Origin of the sequence: Paenibacillus alkalitolerans (genome assembly GCF_016482785.1) — a bacterium.
Classification (GTDB): Bacteria; Bacillota; Bacilli; order Paenibacillales; family YIM-B00363; genus Paenibacillus_AE; species Paenibacillus_AE alkalitolerans.
On the sequence record NZ_JAEMXM010000001.1, the window covers coordinates 535,070 to 553,252 of the forward strand.

Consider the following 18,183-nt stretch of genomic DNA (forward strand, 5'->3'; position numbering starts at 1 on the left):
ATTATTTACCTCCTATTTTCCCGTTATCAACCATTGTGGCCAGCACGTCCAGCACCGCGCGTGTCGCCAGCAGAGCCGTCGTATCGCTTATGTCGTACGCGGGTGCAACCTCCACTACCTCCATCGCGCATATGCCTTCTTTCGCCACTAAGTGCATCAGCTTCAAGGCCTCCCTTGGCAGGAACCCTCCCGGTTCGGGCCAGCCGGTGCCGGGTACGAAGCCGCAGTCGATCGAGTCGATATCAAAGCTGAGATAGACCGCTTTAGCGCCTTTCCATGCAACCTCCAATGCCATCTCCGCAACCTTCTCGATCCCTAATGTCTCTACATCGTTTATCGTCATAATGGTCGTTCCGCGTTCGCGTCCGACTGTGACGCCTGCGCGCGGAACCTGCCATCCGCCGATTCCGATCTGCACGAGGTTGATCGGCGGCGCATTCTTTATGTTGGTGGCGTGAAACCACGGCGTCGTGTGCATCCGTTCGTCCATATCCTTCTCTTGAATGTCGATATGGCGGTCCAAGTGGATGATGCCGACGTTACCTTCCACATTCTCCGCAACTCCCCGGACGCAAGGATATCCGATCGAGTGGTCGCCCCCCAGAATGACAGGCATTGTCCCCTTGCTCATGACATGAGATACGGCTTTCGTAATTTGATCGAAGCTTTTTTCGATGTTGGCTATCGTGAATACGTCTCCGACATCGCAGATCTTCAACTGTTCCCGAAGATCCACCCCAAGCTCGTAGTTGTAAGTCTGGTATAGCGCCGAAATCCGGCGGATCGCCTGCGGGCCGAACCGCGTCCCCGACCGGTACGTAGTGCCGATGTCGAATGGAACGCCCATTACGGCGACGTCATATTCACCCACCCGGTTCACATCCTCAAGGAAGGGCATCTTCAGGAACGTGTTGATTCCGGCATAATGAGGAAGCTCCCCGCGGCTGAAACAGGAAATCGTTCGGTCTCCGATGCTTTCCGCAGCTTCCAGCCCAAGCTTAATGCCGCGTTCGATCTCCTCATTGGCCCGAGCCGCAGGAAGCGTTCCTTCTTTAACGGCGGCTTGAATTCCGTGAAGATCCTCCCGGTTGAATCCGGCTTCTTCGGCGCGTTGCCGGCGGTAGCTTAATCCGTGGTTATCGAAAAATCCCATTGCAACTCCCCCAAGCGATTGTATTAACAAATATAAATAATCAGCGCTGTTTTAGTTGAGCGTACAATTCCCGCTTCAGTCGAAGAAACTCCGGCAGCTCGCGGGTCTCGGGAGCTCTTGCAGGCGGAAGAGGCACCTCGTACACTTCCAAGATCCTTCCCGGGGCTGCTCCCATCACCGCGATTCGTTGTGAAAGAAAAACCGCCTCCTCTATATCATGGGTAATGAACACGACGGTCGTCTTTTCCTGCTCCCACACTTCCAGCAGAAGCTCCTGCATCTCCAGCTTCGTCTGTGCGTCAAGCGCCCCAAAAGGCTCATCCATCAACAACACCTTCGGTTTATTGGCCAGTGCCCTCGCAATAGCCACCCGCTGCTTCATTCCTCCGGACAGCTGCTTGGGAAAAGCGTTGGCGAATGACTCCAACCGGATCGTGTTCAAATAACGGGTAGACACGGCGCGCCGTTCCAATAACGGAATCCCCTTCAGCTTCAGCCCGTATTCTATGTTCTGCCTGACGGTCAACCACGGGAATAAAGTGTACCCCTGAAACACCATCCCCCGGTCCGCCCCCGGCCCCGTTATTTGTTCCCCGTCGAGATATATGGCGCCCGAGGAAGGCTCGTCGAGGCCGGCGATCAAACGAAGCAGCGTTGATTTGCCGCAGCCCGAAGGACCCAAAATGCTGAAAAATTCATTCGCCTTCAACTGCAGGTCAATATCGCGGAAAACTTCATGTACGTTTCTTTTCGTCTCAAAGCTTTTGCCGACCCCGACGATGTCGATGGAACCGGCCGATGCGGGTTGTACCGCCGCCGAACCAAAACTCCTTCGCACAGCCCTCGCCTCCATTAAAAATAGTCACACCCATGGATACAATCGACGGTTAAAGAAAGCAAACAGACGGTCGCTCATTAAACCTAATAAGCCGATAACAATAATTCCGACGAAAATTTGCTCCGTATTCAGAAACCGCTGCGCCTTCATAATCGCATAACCGAGGCCGCTGTTGACCGCAACGAGCTCCGCCACCACCAAATACGTCCATGCCCAGCCCAAGATGAGGCGCATCGTATTCATCAAATTCGGCATCATATACGGCAGTATGACCGTCTCGATCGTTTGCCGCCGGCCGGCTCCAAGCGTATAGGACGCTTGAATCAAATCGTCAGGAACCTGTTTCGCATTAATAGCCACCATAAGCACCAACTGGAAGAAGCAGCCTATGAAAATGACCAGCACCTTCGTCCATTCGCCGATCCCCGTCCATACCATCAGAAGAGGAATGAATGCGACTGCGGGCATATACCTGACGAATTCCATCGGCGGCTCTACAAAAGCTTCACCGGCTTTAAAGGTTCCGGCGAGAAGTCCAAGGGGTACGCCAAGCGCACATGCAAGGATGAATCCGGCCATGACGCGAAACACGCTGATTCCGATGTGGTTCCAGTATTCGGGATTAGCGAGCTGCCTGAACAGTTCCAGCAAGACCGAGTGCGGATAAGGAAGGAACGTCCTCTCTACGAAGCCGCCGTAGCTAACAATCGACCAAATCCCCGCCATCAGCGCAAAGGACGATATCGCAACCGTCAAGTAAGCATTTCGCGAAACGTCGCGGCGGATCGTAAGCCATGCCTTCCTTTTTTTTGAGGCCGCGGGCGCGGCGGATTTTTCAATTCGGGTTCGAGAGCGTTCCGTACCTGTTCCCATAACCGCTTCCACCTTTTCCACGAGTCATCACCTCTCCGCCGCTTTTTGGACGAATGACGGTTCCAACAGCTCCTCCACATTCGGAATGGAGCCGATCATATCCAGCTTCTTTAAAAATTCCGCAGTCTTTTGTCCTGTAAACACGAGGGAGGTGTATTCTTCGCCGGATTCGAATGCTTTCACGTTCTCCTCCGGTGAGAACAGCTTGATGCTCTCCATGCCAAGCTTGTAATCTTCAATGCTCGTCTCCGCTTTCTCGGCCATGATCGCCAAGCCTTCTTCCGGGTTTTTCTGAAAGTCGGCAAGAGCATCGAACCATGCGTCTACGATCTTTTGCACGTCATCCGGCCGATTCTTCACAACTTCTTCTTTGAAGACCAATAAATCCGGAATAAGTCCGGGCGTCTCCTTCGAGGAAAAGAGAACGCGGCCTTTGCCCTCCTGCACCGCCTTCGTTTGGAACGGCTCCCAAAGAACCGAAGCGTCGACTTTACCCGTTATGAACGCTGGACCCGCATCGTTGACAGCCATGTTAACGAAATTGATGTCCGATTCCTTCATTCCGTGCTGATCGAGAGCGGTCAATAGCAGCAGATGATCCACCGTGCCGAGCTCTGTGGCTACCGTCTTCCCTTTCAAGTCCGGGACCGTCTTTATTTCCGGTTTGCTGACGATCGCGTCGCCGCCGTTGGAGTTGTCGTTGATAAGTACCGCCTTGAGCTTGATTCCCTTGGATAGAGGAGCTAACGTATCGCTTAACGTCTGGCTGTTTGCGTCCACCTGACCCGTTGACAACGCTTGAAGAGAGTCGCTGTATACAGGGAACCATGTCAACTCGACATCTACACCGTGTTTCTTGAAATAACCCTTTTCTTCGACCACGTACCAGAAAAACCAACCCGGCCATGGGCTCAACGCCAATTTAATAGGAGCAGCGCCACCGCTGCCGGCGGTCGAACCGCTCGTTTCGCCGGCTTTCGCGCAAGCCGATAAAACGATTAAGACCGCCAGGGTGATTGACAGTGTCAGGCAGATGCGTTTCTTCATAGTCCCTCTCTCCTTCTTTTCTTAATTAATAAGACAAAAAGCCGGGAGAATAATTGTAATTATCCTCCCAGGCTTTTATCCTTCCGTGAATATGGAGCGCGGCGCGCCGCCATACGCTGTCTCTCGGACCAGCTTGGAACGTACGCCAACGGAACCCTAGACAGCTTTTTTTTATTCAATTGTAAATTGCGTTATAATATGTTACATCAATCGGTTATTTTTTAAGGATTTTAATTGTGATTTTATGATTTTATACCGAATATGTTAATATATATTTCATTATTATCACATAAATTACTCGATTACTTCTTTAGTGTTAGATAAAATAACATATTTTTGTGTGTAATTCGATTGCCGAAAACAAGCATCAAAGAAAAAACTCCCTCAAAATCATTAGATTTATAAGGGAGTTTTTAAACTATCTTTATTTTACCCATTCAGGCAACAGGCGTACCGTTCTTGACAGGTTCATCCGGCCTTAAAAGCACCACGTCGCCTTCCTCTGGGACTCCGCCGATTACCAATACTTCAGATTCAAAGCCGGCGATTCGCCGAACGGGAAAGTTTATGACTGCCGCCACTTGACGGCCAATAAGTTGTTCGGGTTCATACCTTCTCGTTATTTGAGCGGATGAGCGCTTAATGCCAACCTCGCCGAAATCAATCTCTAACTTTATAGCAGGCTTCCGAGCTTCCGGAAATGGTTCTGCGCTTATTATTGTACCGATACGTATATCCAACTTCAAAAAATCCTCAATTGTTGCCACGATGAGACCTCGCTTTCGCACGTTACAAATAGTATTGAACTGCTCCCGCTTGTAGAAGCGGGAGATTCCCTACAAAGAGAGGCATCCCAAAACTGCTGGGAAGAGGCAACCCGTTCAACTAGGCGCCGTTTGCTATCCTCAATATAATCTCTTTTTGACCTGAATCTGCAAGAGCCCCCGGGTCAAATAGTTCGTGCCAAGCACGAATGCTATATCGGGATGATGGTTTCATTTCGAAAAAACTATGCGGCCTGACGCCCTTGAGTTTCTTGGAAACATAACTCCAATGCGCCCAGTGGTGCTTGCTCGTTATCTTCTCCGGCAACAAGCCAAACACCGCTGGTGGAAGTTTCTCTTTACATCCCATGCCGCGCCGCGCAATGACATACGCCGCGGCTACATGGATGGAACACCCCAAGGGTTTCATGTACTTCATTTTTCCGATTTGCGACGTATACGCGGGATTCACTTCAAAGACGGCAACGCCCATTTTGTCCGCCCGCGCTTTGATCGAAGAGGTCATTTTGTCGTAAGCAAACTGCGTCATCTTGCGGTTTGCTTTTTTATTGCCGTACCTGAGTTTCGATTTGGAATCGGTGGTATCCAACTGTTCAATTACGATCGGTTTGTGTTTGGTAACGGCGAGATCCACGAGCGCCATCGCTTCGTGCTCGATGATTTTCGTGATTTGGCCGCTTGTTTTGTGCTCCATGTCAAACGGGAAGACGCCTTTGGACAAGAGCTGCCCCTTATCGTTCGTCTCAGCCCATGCGAAATGATCGAAATTGCAATCGACGCCGATCACGCCGTCGACCTTACTGTAGTTGATTTCACTTCGCTGTGGCTTATGGACTGTCGCCTTTACAATATAATAATCTCCATGGTCTTCCACCGCCCAGGCGATCGGTTTTCCTCTGTTCTTCCGATACGTAACCGCATCGTCCACTTCTTGTTGGCCGTACGGGAAGCGGAGATTACGAAGTTCATATACGCCGAGGGGCAAGTGCATATGCAGTGTCTTGCTTTGCACATCATACTTGAACACAAAGTTACCGTATTTCGCGTCCTTGCGGCCGCTGACGGCTAACCTGCCGTAACGCGCCCGATGGTACTCCCGCTTCCACAACTCGTGATCTTTCGTGTATTTCTCTATTGTAAACTGCTTCCGAAACAAATTTTTCGAACCGAAGATCACGCGGCCTGTATACTTTTGCAGGTCCGCAAGCTCTTTTTGCAGTCGTTTCAGGCGGAATTCCACCATGGCGATGCGGTGGGCGATTCTCTTGATTTCGGGTTTCAGATAGGTATGCTCGAACAAATACGCGTTGTCATACAGCTTCGTTTCTCTTTTGTATCGGACAATGTAGAAACGACCGCACTGATCCTCACGGCAGGACTTGGCTTTGAATTTGCCTTCCATCAGCGAGGCAAGCATCTTCTTTTTCAGGGTGAGCTTGCGCTTTAGCGATTTCAGTTTGTTTTTTGCCGTTTCGATCGCGTCCTTTTTGTCAGCGATATATTGTTTGCGCAGTTCCTGAACGCTGGAGAACAGCGCATTCGCTTCTTGCAGCGCGCTGTTGGCGAAGTAATCGTCGATATCGTACCTTTGTTTTAGCACCACATGCAGCGAGTCCTGATGCCGCTTCTTGCCTTCCCTTGCTTCGCGCATTAACGTTTGAAAAGCGTAGTGCTTGGCTCGGTTAAACCGCTCGGAGGCATCCGCCACGGCGTCGATAACGGGTTGCTCTATTGTATTTTTATACATACGTTTGGAGAAATAAGTAGCCAGCATATTGGATGCCTCCTTTTGCGGAGGTTTATATTAGATGATACACCGGTCTGCGCAATGGATTTTTTTACATTATACACGAACATTTGTTTGCAATCAACCCGCTTGTTTCATATGGAAGCTGGAGTGGAATCTCCAACGAATCGTGCGGCATTTTTTTGAACAAAACAAACCCGTTGCCGCTATTTGTCACGCCGCCCTTGTGCTAAACACCGTACGTGATTTGATGGTCGGCAGAACATATTCGGCATACACGGCATGCAAGCCTGACGTAGAGATGTGCGGAGCCGTTTACCCGGAGTCAACTGTTCACGTTGACGGGAATTTGGTTTCGGCCCATGCGTGGCCGGATCTTCCAAGCTTCATGAGAGAATTCGTAAAATTAGTTAACGAGTCTCCAAACTTGGAACTAAAATAACCTTCAGACAATGCTTGCCCTCCTTGACCATCTCGAATCCCTGTTTGAAATCTTCCAGCGGCAGCTTGTGCGTGACCACGCCTGCGGTTGGAAGATCGCCCTTCAAGATGGCGTCTATCACGATCGGATAGCAGTATGGTCCCAGATGCGAACCTAATATGTCCAATTCTTTGCGGTCACCGATGATGCTCCAATCAACGGTGACCGGTTCCTTAAAGACGCTGAATTCGACGAAACGGCCAAGCTTGCGGATCATGGACAACCCTTGTTCTACCGCTTTGGGATGTCCCGTCGCTTCGATATAAATATCGCAGCCGTATCCGTCCGTCAACGCTTTGACTTCCGCCACCACATCGGTTTTGCCCGGATTCAGTACGATGTCCGCTCCGAAAGCTTTCGCCATTTCCAGACGATGATCCATCATATCCAGCACGACCAGCTTGCCTGGTCCCGATAATTTCGCCGCGCCAACCATACCGAGGCCAAGTGTGCCTGCTCCGGCAATGACGACCGTGTCTCCCAACCGGATTTGCGCCCGTTGAACGGCGTGCAAGGAGCAGGCATAAGGTTCGATCAGAACCGCTTGCTCTAGAGTCAGCGCATCGGGAACGCGGTGTACGATAGCATTGTTCGGAAATTTCATATAGCGCGCCATGGCGCCGTTAACATAATGCTGAAAACCGAAAATATCATGCTTCTCGCACATCCAGTACTGTCCCCGGCCGCAGTATCGGCATGACCGGCACGGTACGATTTGCTCTGATAAAACCCGATCGCCGATCTGATAATCGGTTACACCTTCGCCCAGCGCGGCCACTCGCCCGACAAATTCGTGACCGGGGATGACAGGCGCCTTTACATAAGCCGGTTGATTCCCGTCTCCCCAGAACATAGGCGCTCCGGCGTAACATTTGGCGTCGCTCGCGCAAATTCCAACCGCTTCCACCTCGATGACGATTTCGCCCGGTTCGGGCAAAGGCGTCGGCCGTTCCTCCAAGCGATAATCGGCTGCGGCATATGCGACCACCGCGTTCATTGTCTCGGGCAATCGAGCTTGTTTCCGATCCATTCAGGGCACACCTCACAACAAACTAGATATCATCCTGTTGCAACGACGTCACAGTGTCCAAGTCCAAGCTTCTATTTCTTTGTATTATACCTTACTTGTTGTTCACGGTGTCGTAATTAACCTTGTTAATTGTCCAGAAAATGGTTCAATCCATTGCAAAATAAAGACGCTTCATCTCAAGGGTCTGAAATTTAATGCCATAAACTACAGATGATTAATATTTAATTGTATTAATTGTAAATAATATAATCTATTTTATTCCCGAGAACGTAATTCCTCGAATGAATGCTTTCTGTACAAGGAAGTACAGGACTATAATCGGAAGCGTGATAAGAACGGAAGCCGCCATCAACATTTGCCACTCCGCGCCGTGCTGCGTCTTGAATGCTTGGAGTCCAAGCATAATCGTATACTGAACCTCATCGTTCAAGTAAATCAGCGGGCCTTGATAGTCCGTCCAGCTCCCCATAAATTGAAACAACGCAATGGTAAGCAGCGCCGGTTTGCAAAGCGGCAGCATAATTTGCAAGTAGATTCGAAGCTCGGAGGCTCCATCAATTCTTGCCGCATCCTCCAGCTCCTTCGGCAATCCCATAAAAAACTGACGAAGAAGAAATATGAAGAAGGGTGCTCCGAAGAAAGCCGGCAGCCATAACGGAATATTCGTCCCGACCCAGCCGAAATTTTTGAATACGATAAAGATCGGAATCATCGTTACTTGGTAAGGCAGCATCATAACGAGAAGCGTTATGACGAACAACGGTTTCGCCCCTTTCCAAGGAATTCTTGCAATTCCGTATGCGACAAGCGGACACGAGAACAGTACGCCTGCGGTTGCGAGTCCTGTAATAACCATCGTATTTTTCAAATACATAAAGAACGGCACGTAGTTTACAGAATCGGGATAGTTGCTCCAAACAAGCTCGCTGGGGAACCAAACCGGCGGCCAAAGGAACAGTTCGGAGTCAGGCTTCAGCGAAGTCGATAACATCCAGATAAACGGCAATAGGAAAAATAACCCGAACGCGGTGAGAAACAGATGGGCACTCGTGTTTCGTGCCGTAGTTACGGTTTTATATGAACGCACCTTCCGCTGACCTCCTTAATCTTTCCCTTGGTAATACACCCAGCGTTTTTGAGACCAGAAAATGAGTGCGGTCAACGCGATAACAATCATGAACAAAATCCATGCCATTGCTGACGCGTAGCCCATCTTCAAATAACCGAATCCGTTCGTATATAAGTACATGACATAGAACATCATGGAGTTCGCCGGCGTCCCTTGGCCATTCGTCAACGTATACGGGAGAACGAAGTTTTGAAGCGCCCCGATCGTCCCCATCACCAAGTTAAAGAAAATAACCGGTGTTAATAAAGGCAAAGTGATATTTTTCAGACGTTGAGCCACATTCGCCCCATCCACATCCGCAGCGTCGTAATAATCTTGTGGAATGTCCTGCAGTCCGGCCAAGTAAATCACGATAGATTGTCCGATTCCCCACAGGCTCATTAAAACTAGTGACGGTTTCGACCAATGCTCGCTGCCAAGCCAAGCGGGTCCGGGAAGTCCGAGCTGTTCAAGCCAGTGATTGACGAGACCGAATTGCGGATTTAACAACCACAGCCATATAATGGTGGTCGCAATCGGAGGAACCAAGCTCGGCATGAAAAACAGCGTCCGATAAATTCCTTGCCCGCGAATTTTTATGTTCAACACCAAAGCCAGTCCGACACCGACACAAATGCTTATCGGTACAAATAAAAAGGTGAAGTATAACGTGTTGTATATACTTACCCAGAATACGTTGTCCTTCATTAATTGGCGGTAATTTTCCATACCGACCCATTCTCCGGGCTCCAAGATACTATAAGACGTGAAACTATAATAAATAGACATGAGAAGCGGATAAAAGTTGAATAGGAGTAACCCGATGATCCAAGGCAGGCAGAACAGGAAGCCGTACAACGCCAAATTCTTTTCGTAGCCGGTCGACGGTTTCTTCACAGGGATTACCTCCTTCGCTCATAATATTAGGGGGCAGCCGACTATCGACGTAGCCCCCACGCTATTAGCTAACAAGTATCTATTTCATCTTTGCCAGCTCGGCATCGACGTTCTTCTTGACCTGATCCAACAATTCCTGCGCGCTGCCTTTTCCGTTGATCGCCAAATCCTGCACACGGAACGTCTCGTTCCACAAGAAGGCTCCAACAGGCGTAACGGGTCTTGTGTACGCTTTCGGCATCAAATCCAAAAATACTTTCAGGTTCGGGTTATCCGCCAGCTTCAGCTCCTCGTTCACTGCAGGCATTGCGGTAATATCGTTGCCTGCGGTCGGGCGTTTCGCCCAAAGCAGCGTACCTTCTTTATGTGCGACGAATTTAATGAATTCCCACGCTTCTTTCTCATGCTTCGCGCCCTTGGGAGTAACGTAGGACCAGCCGCCCGCCCATGTTACAGGGTCTATGCCGGCCGGCGCCGGCATCGGGGCTACTCCCCACTCGAACTTAGGCTTATACTTGCTAAGATCGTTCAAGATCCAGTTGCCGTCATAGACGAATCCGACCTTTCCGGACCAGAACGGGTTCATGCCGGTTTGGCCCATTGCGTTGGAGAAGCTGGTCAACGTTTCAACGTCATACGTCTTTGCGTACCATGCCATCCATTCCAACGCTTTTACAATTTGCGGGTCGTTAGGTGTCAGCTCGCCGTCTTTCTCCCACTGGCCGCCCCAGTTCCAGCCTTGCGTATATAAGAAACCTTGGTTCATCCATGGAATAAAGCCGATTTGATCGTATTTGCCGCCGGATCCTTTCTTGAATATTTTAGCTGCCATCGCATCAAGCTCTTCTATTGTCGCAGGCGGTTTTTCCGGATCGATTCCAGCCTCTTTCATTAATGTCTTGTTGTAATACATCGCCCGATTGTCCGTACCCCATGGAAGAGCGTAAACTTTGTCCTCGTAAACAACTTCCCACCATAGTCCTTCGTAGTAATCGCTAGAATTAATTCCCGACGTTTGCACATAGCCCGTCAAGTCTGTCAATGATCCTTTTGCTGCCCAAGAACCGATCAGGAAGCGGTCGAATAGAGCGACATCAGGCGGATTTCCGCCTGCAATTGCTGTGAGCAGCTTATCTGAAGCTTGCGTGTTTCCCGTTGTCTCCACGAACGTCATTTTTACCTTGATGTTCGGATGTTTCTTTTCGAACTCATCTATGACGTTTGCTTTAAATTCCTTCTGGAAATCTCCGCCCCACGGGAACCAGAAATCGATCGTTACCTGGCTGTTGGAGCCTCCTTCTCCATCTGTGTTGCCTTCGGCGGTCGTTGGATTTGAACCGCTTGAACACCCTGCCGCAATTAGAGAGCAGACAAGCACAAAAGCCGTAATCAACCGAATTTTTGCCTTCACTTTCATGTCCTAAGTACCTCCCTTTTTTGGTTCGGTCTCAGCCTGTTGGCTGCACCTTAATTGTATGCGCTTTCAGATACATGCGAAAATGAGGTTGGTTTTAGGTTTGGTGTCATATTTTTGTTTATTTATCGACGAGCGGAATGATCATGCTCACACATGTCCCTTTTCCCAACTCGCTCTCCAACGTCAATCCGTATTGATTCCCATAAATCAGTTTAATTTGCGCATTAATGTTTCTTAATGCAAAGTTTTCACGCATATCCGTTAGTTCCAACGTGTTTCTGATACTTTCCAACCGGTCTCCCGGAATTCCGATTCCATTGTCCTTCACTGTAAACAAGATGCCTGTTCCGGTTTTCCTCCAAGCGATATGCAGCTCGCCTTTACCTTTCAAGTTTTCAATGCCATGATATATTGCGTTCTCCACGAGCGGCTGAAACAAATATTTCAGCACGATGTTATGCCGGATGTCCGGATCGACCGCGATGTCCACCGTAAACTTATCTTCATACCTGGCTTTCTGAATGGACAAGTAACTCTCAACCAATTCGACTGCCTCGCTGACAGTGACGAATTCCCTGCCGTCGCTTAGGCTTAGCCTGAGGTACTTCGATAATCCGAATATCATTGTGCTGATGGCATCTATTTTGTAAATACGCGATATCCAATGGATGGAATCAAGCGTGTTGTAAATAAAATGGGCATTAATCTGAGAGGCAAGCATTTTCAACTGAGTTTCTTTCTTCAAGAGTTGTTGGACGTATAACTCGTCTATCAGCTGTTTAATACGGGATAGCATGACATTAAAGCTTTCATATAAAGTGCCGAACTCATCCTTTCGCCCGTGATAAATTTTCGCTTCGAAATCGCCTTCGCGGGCTTTCTTCATATAAGACATGAGCGTGTACACGGGGGTATAAACGAAACGTCCGACGGCCAATGCCAAAATCACGGCTACGATGACAAAGGCAACGGCAAGAAATAAAGTGTATATTTTTATCTCCTGCGTATCCTTTACAAGATTTTTGGTAGGGACCATTCCAACCAGCAGCCAACCCGTTCCCTCCATCTCCCTGTATACAATGAGCTTGTCTTCCCCTTGAATATTAGCATTTAGGGTTCCTTGCGGTTTTGACGGCAGCTTCAGTTTTGATATTTCTGCAGGAAGATAAATGTTGGGATCCTGAGCAATAATGTCGCCTGAGCGATTCATGATAAACGAAATGCCTGAAGCGCGAAAATCAATCTCACTAAGTATCTCTTGAATTAGCGAGGGGTCGATTTCATATAGCAACAGCCCGATAATTTCACCGCGGCCTTGAAGGTCTTTAAGAGCCCTTCCGAATGTAAATACCGGATTATTTTCATACAACGGGCTGTCGATCGGCAAGAGGGAGTGACGGACGCCGAACCAAACGACTTTCCCGTTAGCGTCAATTATGCTGCGGAACCAATCTTTCCGGAGCATGGCGGAATCGGCCGGGGGGACAACGAGAACCCCGGATGACGTCATTAAGGAGTATCGATAGGACGTATCGCTAAAGCCGATCAAATGCATGCTGACGGTATCGTTCTTGGAATTAACCAAGTTCGTTACAAAAGCGGCGACCGTTTTAGTATTCAAGACTCTATCGTAATGGTCCGAAAATTTCCCAATCAATCCCCGCTGCAGTTCTTGATACCCGAGTATAATTTGCGAGCGGTTCTCGTACTCTTCGAGTATGATCCGAAGACGCTTTTCGGCTTGTTCGACGGTTTGGAGGGCAATCGCCCCCACATTCGATTGAATGACGGAAGTCGATTTCGTAAAAGACAAGTATCCCATAATTGCAACGGTGAAAGACATCGAGACGAAATATAGTATAAACACTTTAAAACCGACGGAATTCCAAAATGGTCCGCTCTTTATGAACTTCATCACATTACGCTCCATCATAAATATCTAGACGCTATCCCGATATTGGGAAGGTGTGAGTCCCACGATATCTTTAAATGTTTTTACAAAATGCCTGAAATCGTTATACCCGACCTCATCCGCAATTTCGTAGATCTTCATATTTGTATCGTTTAAGAGTTGTTTCGCTTTTAATATTCGCAATCCGGCGACGTATCGGACGAAAGTTTCCCCGACTTCTTCGTGAAACAGTTTGCTGAAATACGAGGCATTGACGAACAGGTGGTTGGATACATCCTGCAAAGTGATTTGCCCGAAGAAGTGCTTGCCGATGTATTCAAGACCAAGCTCTATTATTTTACTGTAGCTTGCCGTACCGCGGATTCGAGCGCTCCATGTTTGCATATGATTCAACAATTGGCCGCTTAGATCGTCCATATGTAAGCTGTGACAACGTATTTCCTTTAAAATACTTTGCTCCGCCGCCTCTTCGTCGTTTACACAGGATTTAAGTTTGAAGAAGATGTTCGTCAACAACATGTTTAGACTTCTTGTAACCTGCAGCGGATCGTATTTTTGAAGAAGACTTTCTACACGCTCTTGCAGCCCGTTTATACTTTGCTCTAACAAGTTGCCGTCCCCAATTTTTAATGCGTGAATCAGCCGATTCTCCCACTCCGTACCCGGGGCCGCATACGGAACCCCAAGCTCAATGCGCTGCGGCGGCAGCCGGAAGCAATTATACAGCTTCCCGTGTCCTTCAATAAATGAATAGCTGCAAGCGTAAATCGCATCGTTATACGCTCTTGAAAGATCTTTCCAACTGCAAATCCGGCTTACGCCTGCGCTTGCGGTCAAATCCAGCAACCGCTTGGACATCTCCAATGCTTGCTGCAAAACTGAAGGTATTACTTCCTCCGGGTTACCGGATTTCTCGAGTTCCGGTGAAAATACAACGGCCACATCCGCATCCCTGCTGTCGCCAAGCTTGCAAAAAACGGATTTGTACCCGTTATCGCTTAACGATTGCTCGGCAATGTTCCGTAAACCGTACAGCAAATTCTTGCGGTCGTTGCGTGTTTCCCCTTTGGAGCCCCAATCGTGAATGCGAATGGCCGCAACCTGTAATTCGCGCGGATTCAACTGGAGCCGAAGGGCGCTCCATATTGCGTCCGCATCTTGAAAGGACTGATCGCTCTCCCCTAATAGAAACTGTTCCAAATACCTCTGCTGCGCGAGCGGCATGCTTTGACGGATCTGCCATTTCATCTCCTCTACCGCACTCTCTCTTTGCAGCTCGTTAACGCAACGCTGTACGACTTCAAGAAGCATTTGTTCCTCGATCGGTTTGAGAACATAGCCGGAAGCTCCGCACTTCAACGCTTTTTGGGCGTATGCGAATTCCCCGTAACCGCTAATGATGATCACTTTCGAATGCAGCTTGTTTTCATTAATATGTTCCAGTAAAGATAATCCGTCCATGCCCGGCATCTTGATATCCGTGATTACAATGTCGGGCGCGGTCCTGGAAAGCCAAGTGAAAGCTTCTTCCCCATTCTCCGCTTCTCCCCATATTTCAATGCCGTGGGACTGCCAATCAATCGTTTGCTTTAAGCCTTGCCGAACCCACTTCTCGTCATCGACAATCAACATTGAATACATTGCTGCACCTCCCGGGATCTCTTATAGTAAACACAACCCTCTTAATGCGTAATAATATAGTAAAACCCTTAATTGAACCAAGAAAAATAAAGAACCAAGGGCAACCCCTCGGTTCTTTCTCGCGATATCGTGAAGAAGTCAAAAATTACTGGTAATCCTGTGCCATAGCAACGATCTCTTCCCAAGCTTGTTCCGGCGTGAGCTGGCCGAATTGGATTTTCTCGGCAATGGTCACATAATCTTTCGCACGGAAATTCGACCATCCTTTAGGGTCTGCTTGGAACGGTTGGGCGATGCTTGAGGTGTTCTGGATCAGTGAAATGCCCATACGGTCGGCTTCATTGAATTTCGGCTCCAGGTGCCCGAGCACGTCCTTCGAAACAGGGACTCCTCTAGTCGTCCCAAGAATTTCCGCCGCCTCGATATCGTTGATAAACCAATTGATAAATTTCTTCGCTTCTTCCACATGCTTCGAATCGGAGGAGACGCTCCAAAACATCGAAGGCTTCAACCAACCCGCACCTTCGGGACCATTAGGCATTGTAACCATCGCATAGGCACCCGGCTTCATGGAATCCAAAGCTCCGGACTGGGCGGCGTGCAGTTGGCGAATCGCCACTTTACCGTTATTAAGCAAGTCGAGCGCCGGGTCCAATTCTTTATCGGTTACGGCCGCATCGGCAGGTGGAACGACGCCCTCCTCTCTCAGTTGAGAGAAAGTATTCACCCATTCGAGCCATAATTGTTTATCGATGTTAAATTTCCCGTCCGGGGTTACGTAATAGCCTTTCCCGTGGCTCATCTGATATATACCGTAGATGTCCAACGCTCCCGTATGATCCATTAACGCATGCCCCTCCGGCCCAAGCTTCGCTTTTATATCGCGGCCGTACTGGAAATATTGTTCCCACGTCCAGCCGTCTTTCGGAAGAGGCAAACCGAGCTTTTCAATCATCTCTTTATTATAGGCAAGGCCGAATGCATTGTTTCCAAGCGCAATGGCATATAAAGAATCGTTGTATTTTCCGGTATTCAATAACGCAGCATCCATTCCGGACGTATCAATTCCTTCGGTTATGTCGGCCAGTTGTTTCCGGCTTGCATATTCCGCCAAATAAGCGGCGTCCATCTGGATAATATCTGGAGCGTTCTTGGCGGCCGCTTGGGTGGACAGTTTGTCCCAATATCCTTCCCATCCGGAAAATTCGGGTTCGAATGTCACATGCGGATTTTTTTGCGTATAAAGCTCCAAAGCTTTCAAAGTCGCATCATGCCGGGATTGCGATCCCCACCACATAATCCGGAGCTTTACAGGATTCGGATTTGCGCTCTCCGAGCTCCCATTTGATGCGGTTTCGCCGCTATTCTGTTCGCCTGGCTCGTTAGCCGCCCCTTGGTTTGAGCTGCAAGCCGCCAAGCCGAATGCAAATGCGAAACAAAGCAATAGCAACATCCATCTTTTTACAACCTGCAAATTCATATATACTCCCCTCTCGACTCATTTTTAAACCGCTTACATAAAAATCGTAACACTTCCGTTCAGTCATGAGTATAAGAAGGATGCACAACGTATTTCAAAAATCAACAATAATAAACGGTTGCTGCCGTTATTTAAGAAAATCGCTAGGATTAAGACCGGTCTCTTTCTTAAACAGGGTGCTGAAGTAAGGGATATTCTTGTACCCTACCATCTCGGCAACTTCGTAAATCAGATATTTTCCTTCCATCAGCAGGCGCTTCGCCTTCTCCATTCGGACTTTCGTCACATAACTGTTGAACGTCTCGCCTACGGCATCGCGAAACAACTGGCTGAGATAGTTTCGGGATAAGTACACTTTTTCGGCCAATTCCGTTAACGTGATCTCCTCGGCATAATGGTCGTGAATATACTGCACCATAAAGTCAACCGCTTGCTTATGTTTTACATTCTCATTCCAGGCGCGGTGGCCGCACACAAGCCGAACCGTTTCAATCAGCCAACATTCCAATGCTTCCGGAGTGCCTACCGATTCCAAGCTTTGGGTTGCGGTCTTCATCATAGTGATGTCATCCATATTTTTGCCGACGTCAAACATCGTATATCGAATAATGGTCAAGCATTCGGAACCGTGCCTGACCAACGATGACGGCCTTGTCTCGCCAAACTGCCGCAAAGCGCGGATAAACTCGCGGACGACATCGACCGCCTTCTGTTCTTGCAAGGAGCGTATCGATTCGGCAAGTTGATGATAAAACTTAACCGGACGAAGCGTTTGATCAGTTGCTTCACGGGTCTTGTTTTCCTTCTTTTTAAACACATATAGTTCGGCGTCGCCGCAAACGGCGTTTTCCCGCTCGGCCAGCGCCAAGAACGCTTCCTCCGTGGAAACGGATATTTGACTCCAATGCTGCTGCAAAGCACCTACTCCGATCCGAAGACGGATGCCGAGCACGTCTTGAATACTGCGGATGATTCGCTTTCCGAGACCGCATGCTTCACTGACGGCAGCTTCATCGGTTTGCGTTCGGTTTACGTGAAGAATCGCCGCAAAACTATTTCCCTGCAATTCTACCAATTCATACGTTTTCCAATACTGTGCCAGAAGCTCGCCGATCACATTGCCGACCGCAAACCGAAACAGTCTTCGATCGGCGGCGGCCGCGTCGGAATATCTGGATGTCGCCTCGATCTCCACTCCAAGCACCAGATGATAATGGCTCTTCATGAGCGGATGTTTATGAAGAATGAACTCCTCGTGTTCTCCTGCAACAGTTCCGATGACGATGCTCTTTAACCATTCTCTTTCAACAAAAGGTTCATATAAGGAGATTTTATGCAATAATTCAACTTGCGCTTCCCGTTCCGACTGCTTCTTCCGCAATTGAGCCACGGCGTGCTCTATAACTTCCCGGATCGTGGAAACGGTTGCGGGTTTGGACAAATAATCGTCTACCTGCAGCTTTAAGGCTTCGCGGGCATACTCGAAATCCGAATAGCCGCTTAGAATAATAATTTTTCCGTCATACTCGTTTTTTCGCAGCTCTTTGATCATTTCCAACCCGTTCATAACAGGCATATACACATCCGTAATGACGATGTCCGGCAACAATTCGCCGACTAACCGAAGCCCTTCTTTGCCGTCGATCCCTTCCCCTACGCAGACCGCATTCAACTCATTCCAAGGTATCGCTTTTCTCATACTTTGCAGCACTTGCCTGTCGTCATCGATAAGGACAACCTTGTACATACGAATTCCTCCTGGTTACATGCGAGC

Annotated in this window: 14 protein-coding genes, 1 pseudogene and 1 riboswitch; of the genes and pseudogenes, 1 reads left to right on the top strand and 14 read right to left on the bottom strand. The window is 48.8% G+C overall.

The genetic code is table 11. From position 1 onward, the window contains the following. Window position 1: 1 nt before the first annotated feature. The 6 genes from JET16_RS02335 to JET16_RS02360 all read right to left on the bottom strand — a co-directional run bounded on the left by JET16_RS02335 (window position 2) and on the right by JET16_RS02360 (window position 6,470). Window positions 2–1,153 (bottom strand): agmatinase family protein, encoded by a 1,152-nt coding sequence (locus JET16_RS02335; RefSeq protein WP_199613976.1) that lies wholly within the window; start codon window positions 1,151–1,153, stop codon window positions 2–4. Between the two features lie 40 nt (window positions 1,154–1,193). Further along, on the bottom strand, window positions 1,194–1,991 hold the full coding sequence (locus tag JET16_RS02340) for an ABC transporter ATP-binding protein (RefSeq protein WP_325176586.1): 798 nt from the start codon (window positions 1,989–1,991) through the stop codon (window positions 1,194–1,196). A 24-nt stretch (window positions 1,992–2,015) separates the two neighbouring features. Next, on the bottom strand, window positions 2,016–2,885 hold the full coding sequence (locus tag JET16_RS02345) for an ABC transporter permease (protein WP_325176587.1): 870 nt from the start codon (window positions 2,883–2,885) through the stop codon (window positions 2,016–2,018). Between the two features lie 6 nt (window positions 2,886–2,891). Continuing rightward, entirely contained in the window at window positions 2,892–3,911 is a 1,020-nt protein-coding gene (locus tag JET16_RS02350) for an ABC transporter substrate-binding protein (protein WP_199613978.1), read from the bottom strand. Window positions 3,912–3,973: 62 nt separating this feature from the next. Then, window positions 3,974–4,082: riboswitch (guanidine-I (ykkC/yxkD leader) on the bottom strand. Window positions 4,083–4,348: 266 nt separating this feature from the next. Next, window positions 4,349–4,678 (bottom strand): chaperone CsaA, encoded by a 330-nt coding sequence (gene csaA / locus JET16_RS02355; RefSeq protein ID WP_199613979.1) that lies wholly within the window; start codon window positions 4,676–4,678, stop codon window positions 4,349–4,351. Window positions 4,679–4,796: 118 nt separating this feature from the next. Then, window positions 4,797–6,470, bottom strand: a complete 1,674-nt coding sequence (locus tag JET16_RS02360) for an IS200/IS605 family accessory protein TnpB-related protein (protein ID WP_199613980.1) — start codon at window positions 6,468–6,470, stop codon at window positions 4,797–4,799. 115 nt (window positions 6,471–6,585) lie between these two features. On the opposite strand from JET16_RS02360, the pseudogene JET16_RS02365 reads away from it, so the two are divergent. Next, a pseudogene (locus tag JET16_RS02365) lies at window positions 6,586–6,885 on the top strand (DJ-1/PfpI family protein); the annotation flags it as partial. Here the strand turns inward: JET16_RS02365 and JET16_RS02370 are convergent. The 8 genes from JET16_RS02370 to JET16_RS02405 all read right to left on the bottom strand — a co-directional run bounded on the left by JET16_RS02370 (window position 6,854) and on the right by JET16_RS02405 (window position 18,156). Beyond that, the gene (locus tag JET16_RS02370; protein WP_199613982.1) at window positions 6,854–7,954 is read right to left on the bottom strand and encodes an alcohol dehydrogenase catalytic domain-containing protein; all 1,101 of its coding nucleotides are present in this window, start codon (window positions 7,952–7,954) and stop codon (window positions 6,854–6,856) included. The pseudogene JET16_RS02365 and the gene JET16_RS02370 sit on opposite strands and share 32 nt — an antisense overlap. Before the next feature lie 250 nt (window positions 7,955–8,204). Then, on the bottom strand, window positions 8,205–9,041 hold the full coding sequence (locus JET16_RS02375; protein WP_325176588.1) for a carbohydrate ABC transporter permease: 837 nt from the start codon (window positions 9,039–9,041) through the stop codon (window positions 8,205–8,207). A 15-nt stretch (window positions 9,042–9,056) separates the two neighbouring features. Then, window positions 9,057–9,959 (bottom strand): carbohydrate ABC transporter permease, encoded by a 903-nt coding sequence (locus JET16_RS02380; protein WP_325176589.1) that lies wholly within the window; start codon window positions 9,957–9,959, stop codon window positions 9,057–9,059. Between the two features lie 79 nt (window positions 9,960–10,038). Further along, entirely contained in the window at window positions 10,039–11,376 is a 1,338-nt protein-coding gene (locus JET16_RS02385) for an ABC transporter substrate-binding protein (protein ID WP_199613983.1), read from the bottom strand. Window positions 11,377–11,494: 118 nt separating this feature from the next. After that, window positions 11,495–13,291: a sensor histidine kinase gene (locus JET16_RS02390; protein WP_199613984.1), complete on the bottom strand. Its 1,797-nt coding sequence runs from the start codon at window positions 13,289–13,291 to the stop codon at window positions 11,495–11,497. Between the two features lie 24 nt (window positions 13,292–13,315). Further along, window positions 13,316–14,929 (bottom strand): response regulator, encoded by a 1,614-nt coding sequence (locus JET16_RS02395; RefSeq protein ID WP_199613985.1) that lies wholly within the window; start codon window positions 14,927–14,929, stop codon window positions 13,316–13,318. 145 nt (window positions 14,930–15,074) lie between these two features. Next, the gene (locus JET16_RS02400) at window positions 15,075–16,409 is read right to left on the bottom strand and encodes an ABC transporter substrate-binding protein (RefSeq protein WP_199613986.1); all 1,335 of its coding nucleotides are present in this window, start codon (window positions 16,407–16,409) and stop codon (window positions 15,075–15,077) included. 127 nt (window positions 16,410–16,536) lie between these two features. Beyond that, window positions 16,537–18,156 (bottom strand): response regulator transcription factor, encoded by a 1,620-nt coding sequence (locus JET16_RS02405; RefSeq protein ID WP_199613987.1) that lies wholly within the window; start codon window positions 18,154–18,156, stop codon window positions 16,537–16,539. Between the last annotated feature and the right edge of the window lie 27 nt (window positions 18,157–18,183).

What these genes read in the sequence shown, in the direction of transcription:
- JET16_RS02335 (WP_199613976.1), bottom strand. Translation starts at nt 1,153, where the DNA reads ATGGGATTTTTCGATAACCACGGATTAAGCTACCGCCGGCAACGCGCC.
- JET16_RS02350 (WP_199613978.1), bottom strand. Translation starts at nt 3,911, where the DNA reads ATGAAGAAACGCATCTGCCTGACACTGTCAATCACCCTGGCGGTCTTA.
- JET16_RS02360 (WP_199613980.1), bottom strand. Translation starts at nt 6,470, where the DNA reads ATGCTGGCTACTTATTTCTCCAAACGTATGTATAAAAATACAATAGAG.
- JET16_RS02370 (WP_199613982.1), bottom strand. Translation starts at nt 7,954, where the DNA reads ATGGATCGGAAACAAGCTCGATTGCCCGAGACAATGAACGCGGTGGTC.
- JET16_RS02385 (WP_199613983.1), bottom strand. Translation starts at nt 11,376, where the DNA reads ATGAAAGTGAAGGCAAAAATTCGGTTGATTACGGCTTTTGTGCTTGTC.
- JET16_RS02390 (WP_199613984.1), bottom strand. Translation starts at nt 13,291, where the DNA reads ATGAAGTTCATAAAGAGCGGACCATTTTGGAATTCCGTCGGTTTTAAA.
- JET16_RS02395 (WP_199613985.1), bottom strand. Translation starts at nt 14,929, where the DNA reads ATGTATTCAATGTTGATTGTCGATGACGAGAAGTGGGTTCGGCAAGGC.
- JET16_RS02400 (WP_199613986.1), bottom strand. Translation starts at nt 16,409, where the DNA reads ATGAATTTGCAGGTTGTAAAAAGATGGATGTTGCTATTGCTTTGTTTC.
- JET16_RS02405 (WP_199613987.1), bottom strand. Translation starts at nt 18,156, where the DNA reads ATGTACAAGGTTGTCCTTATCGATGACGACAGGCAAGTGCTGCAAAGT.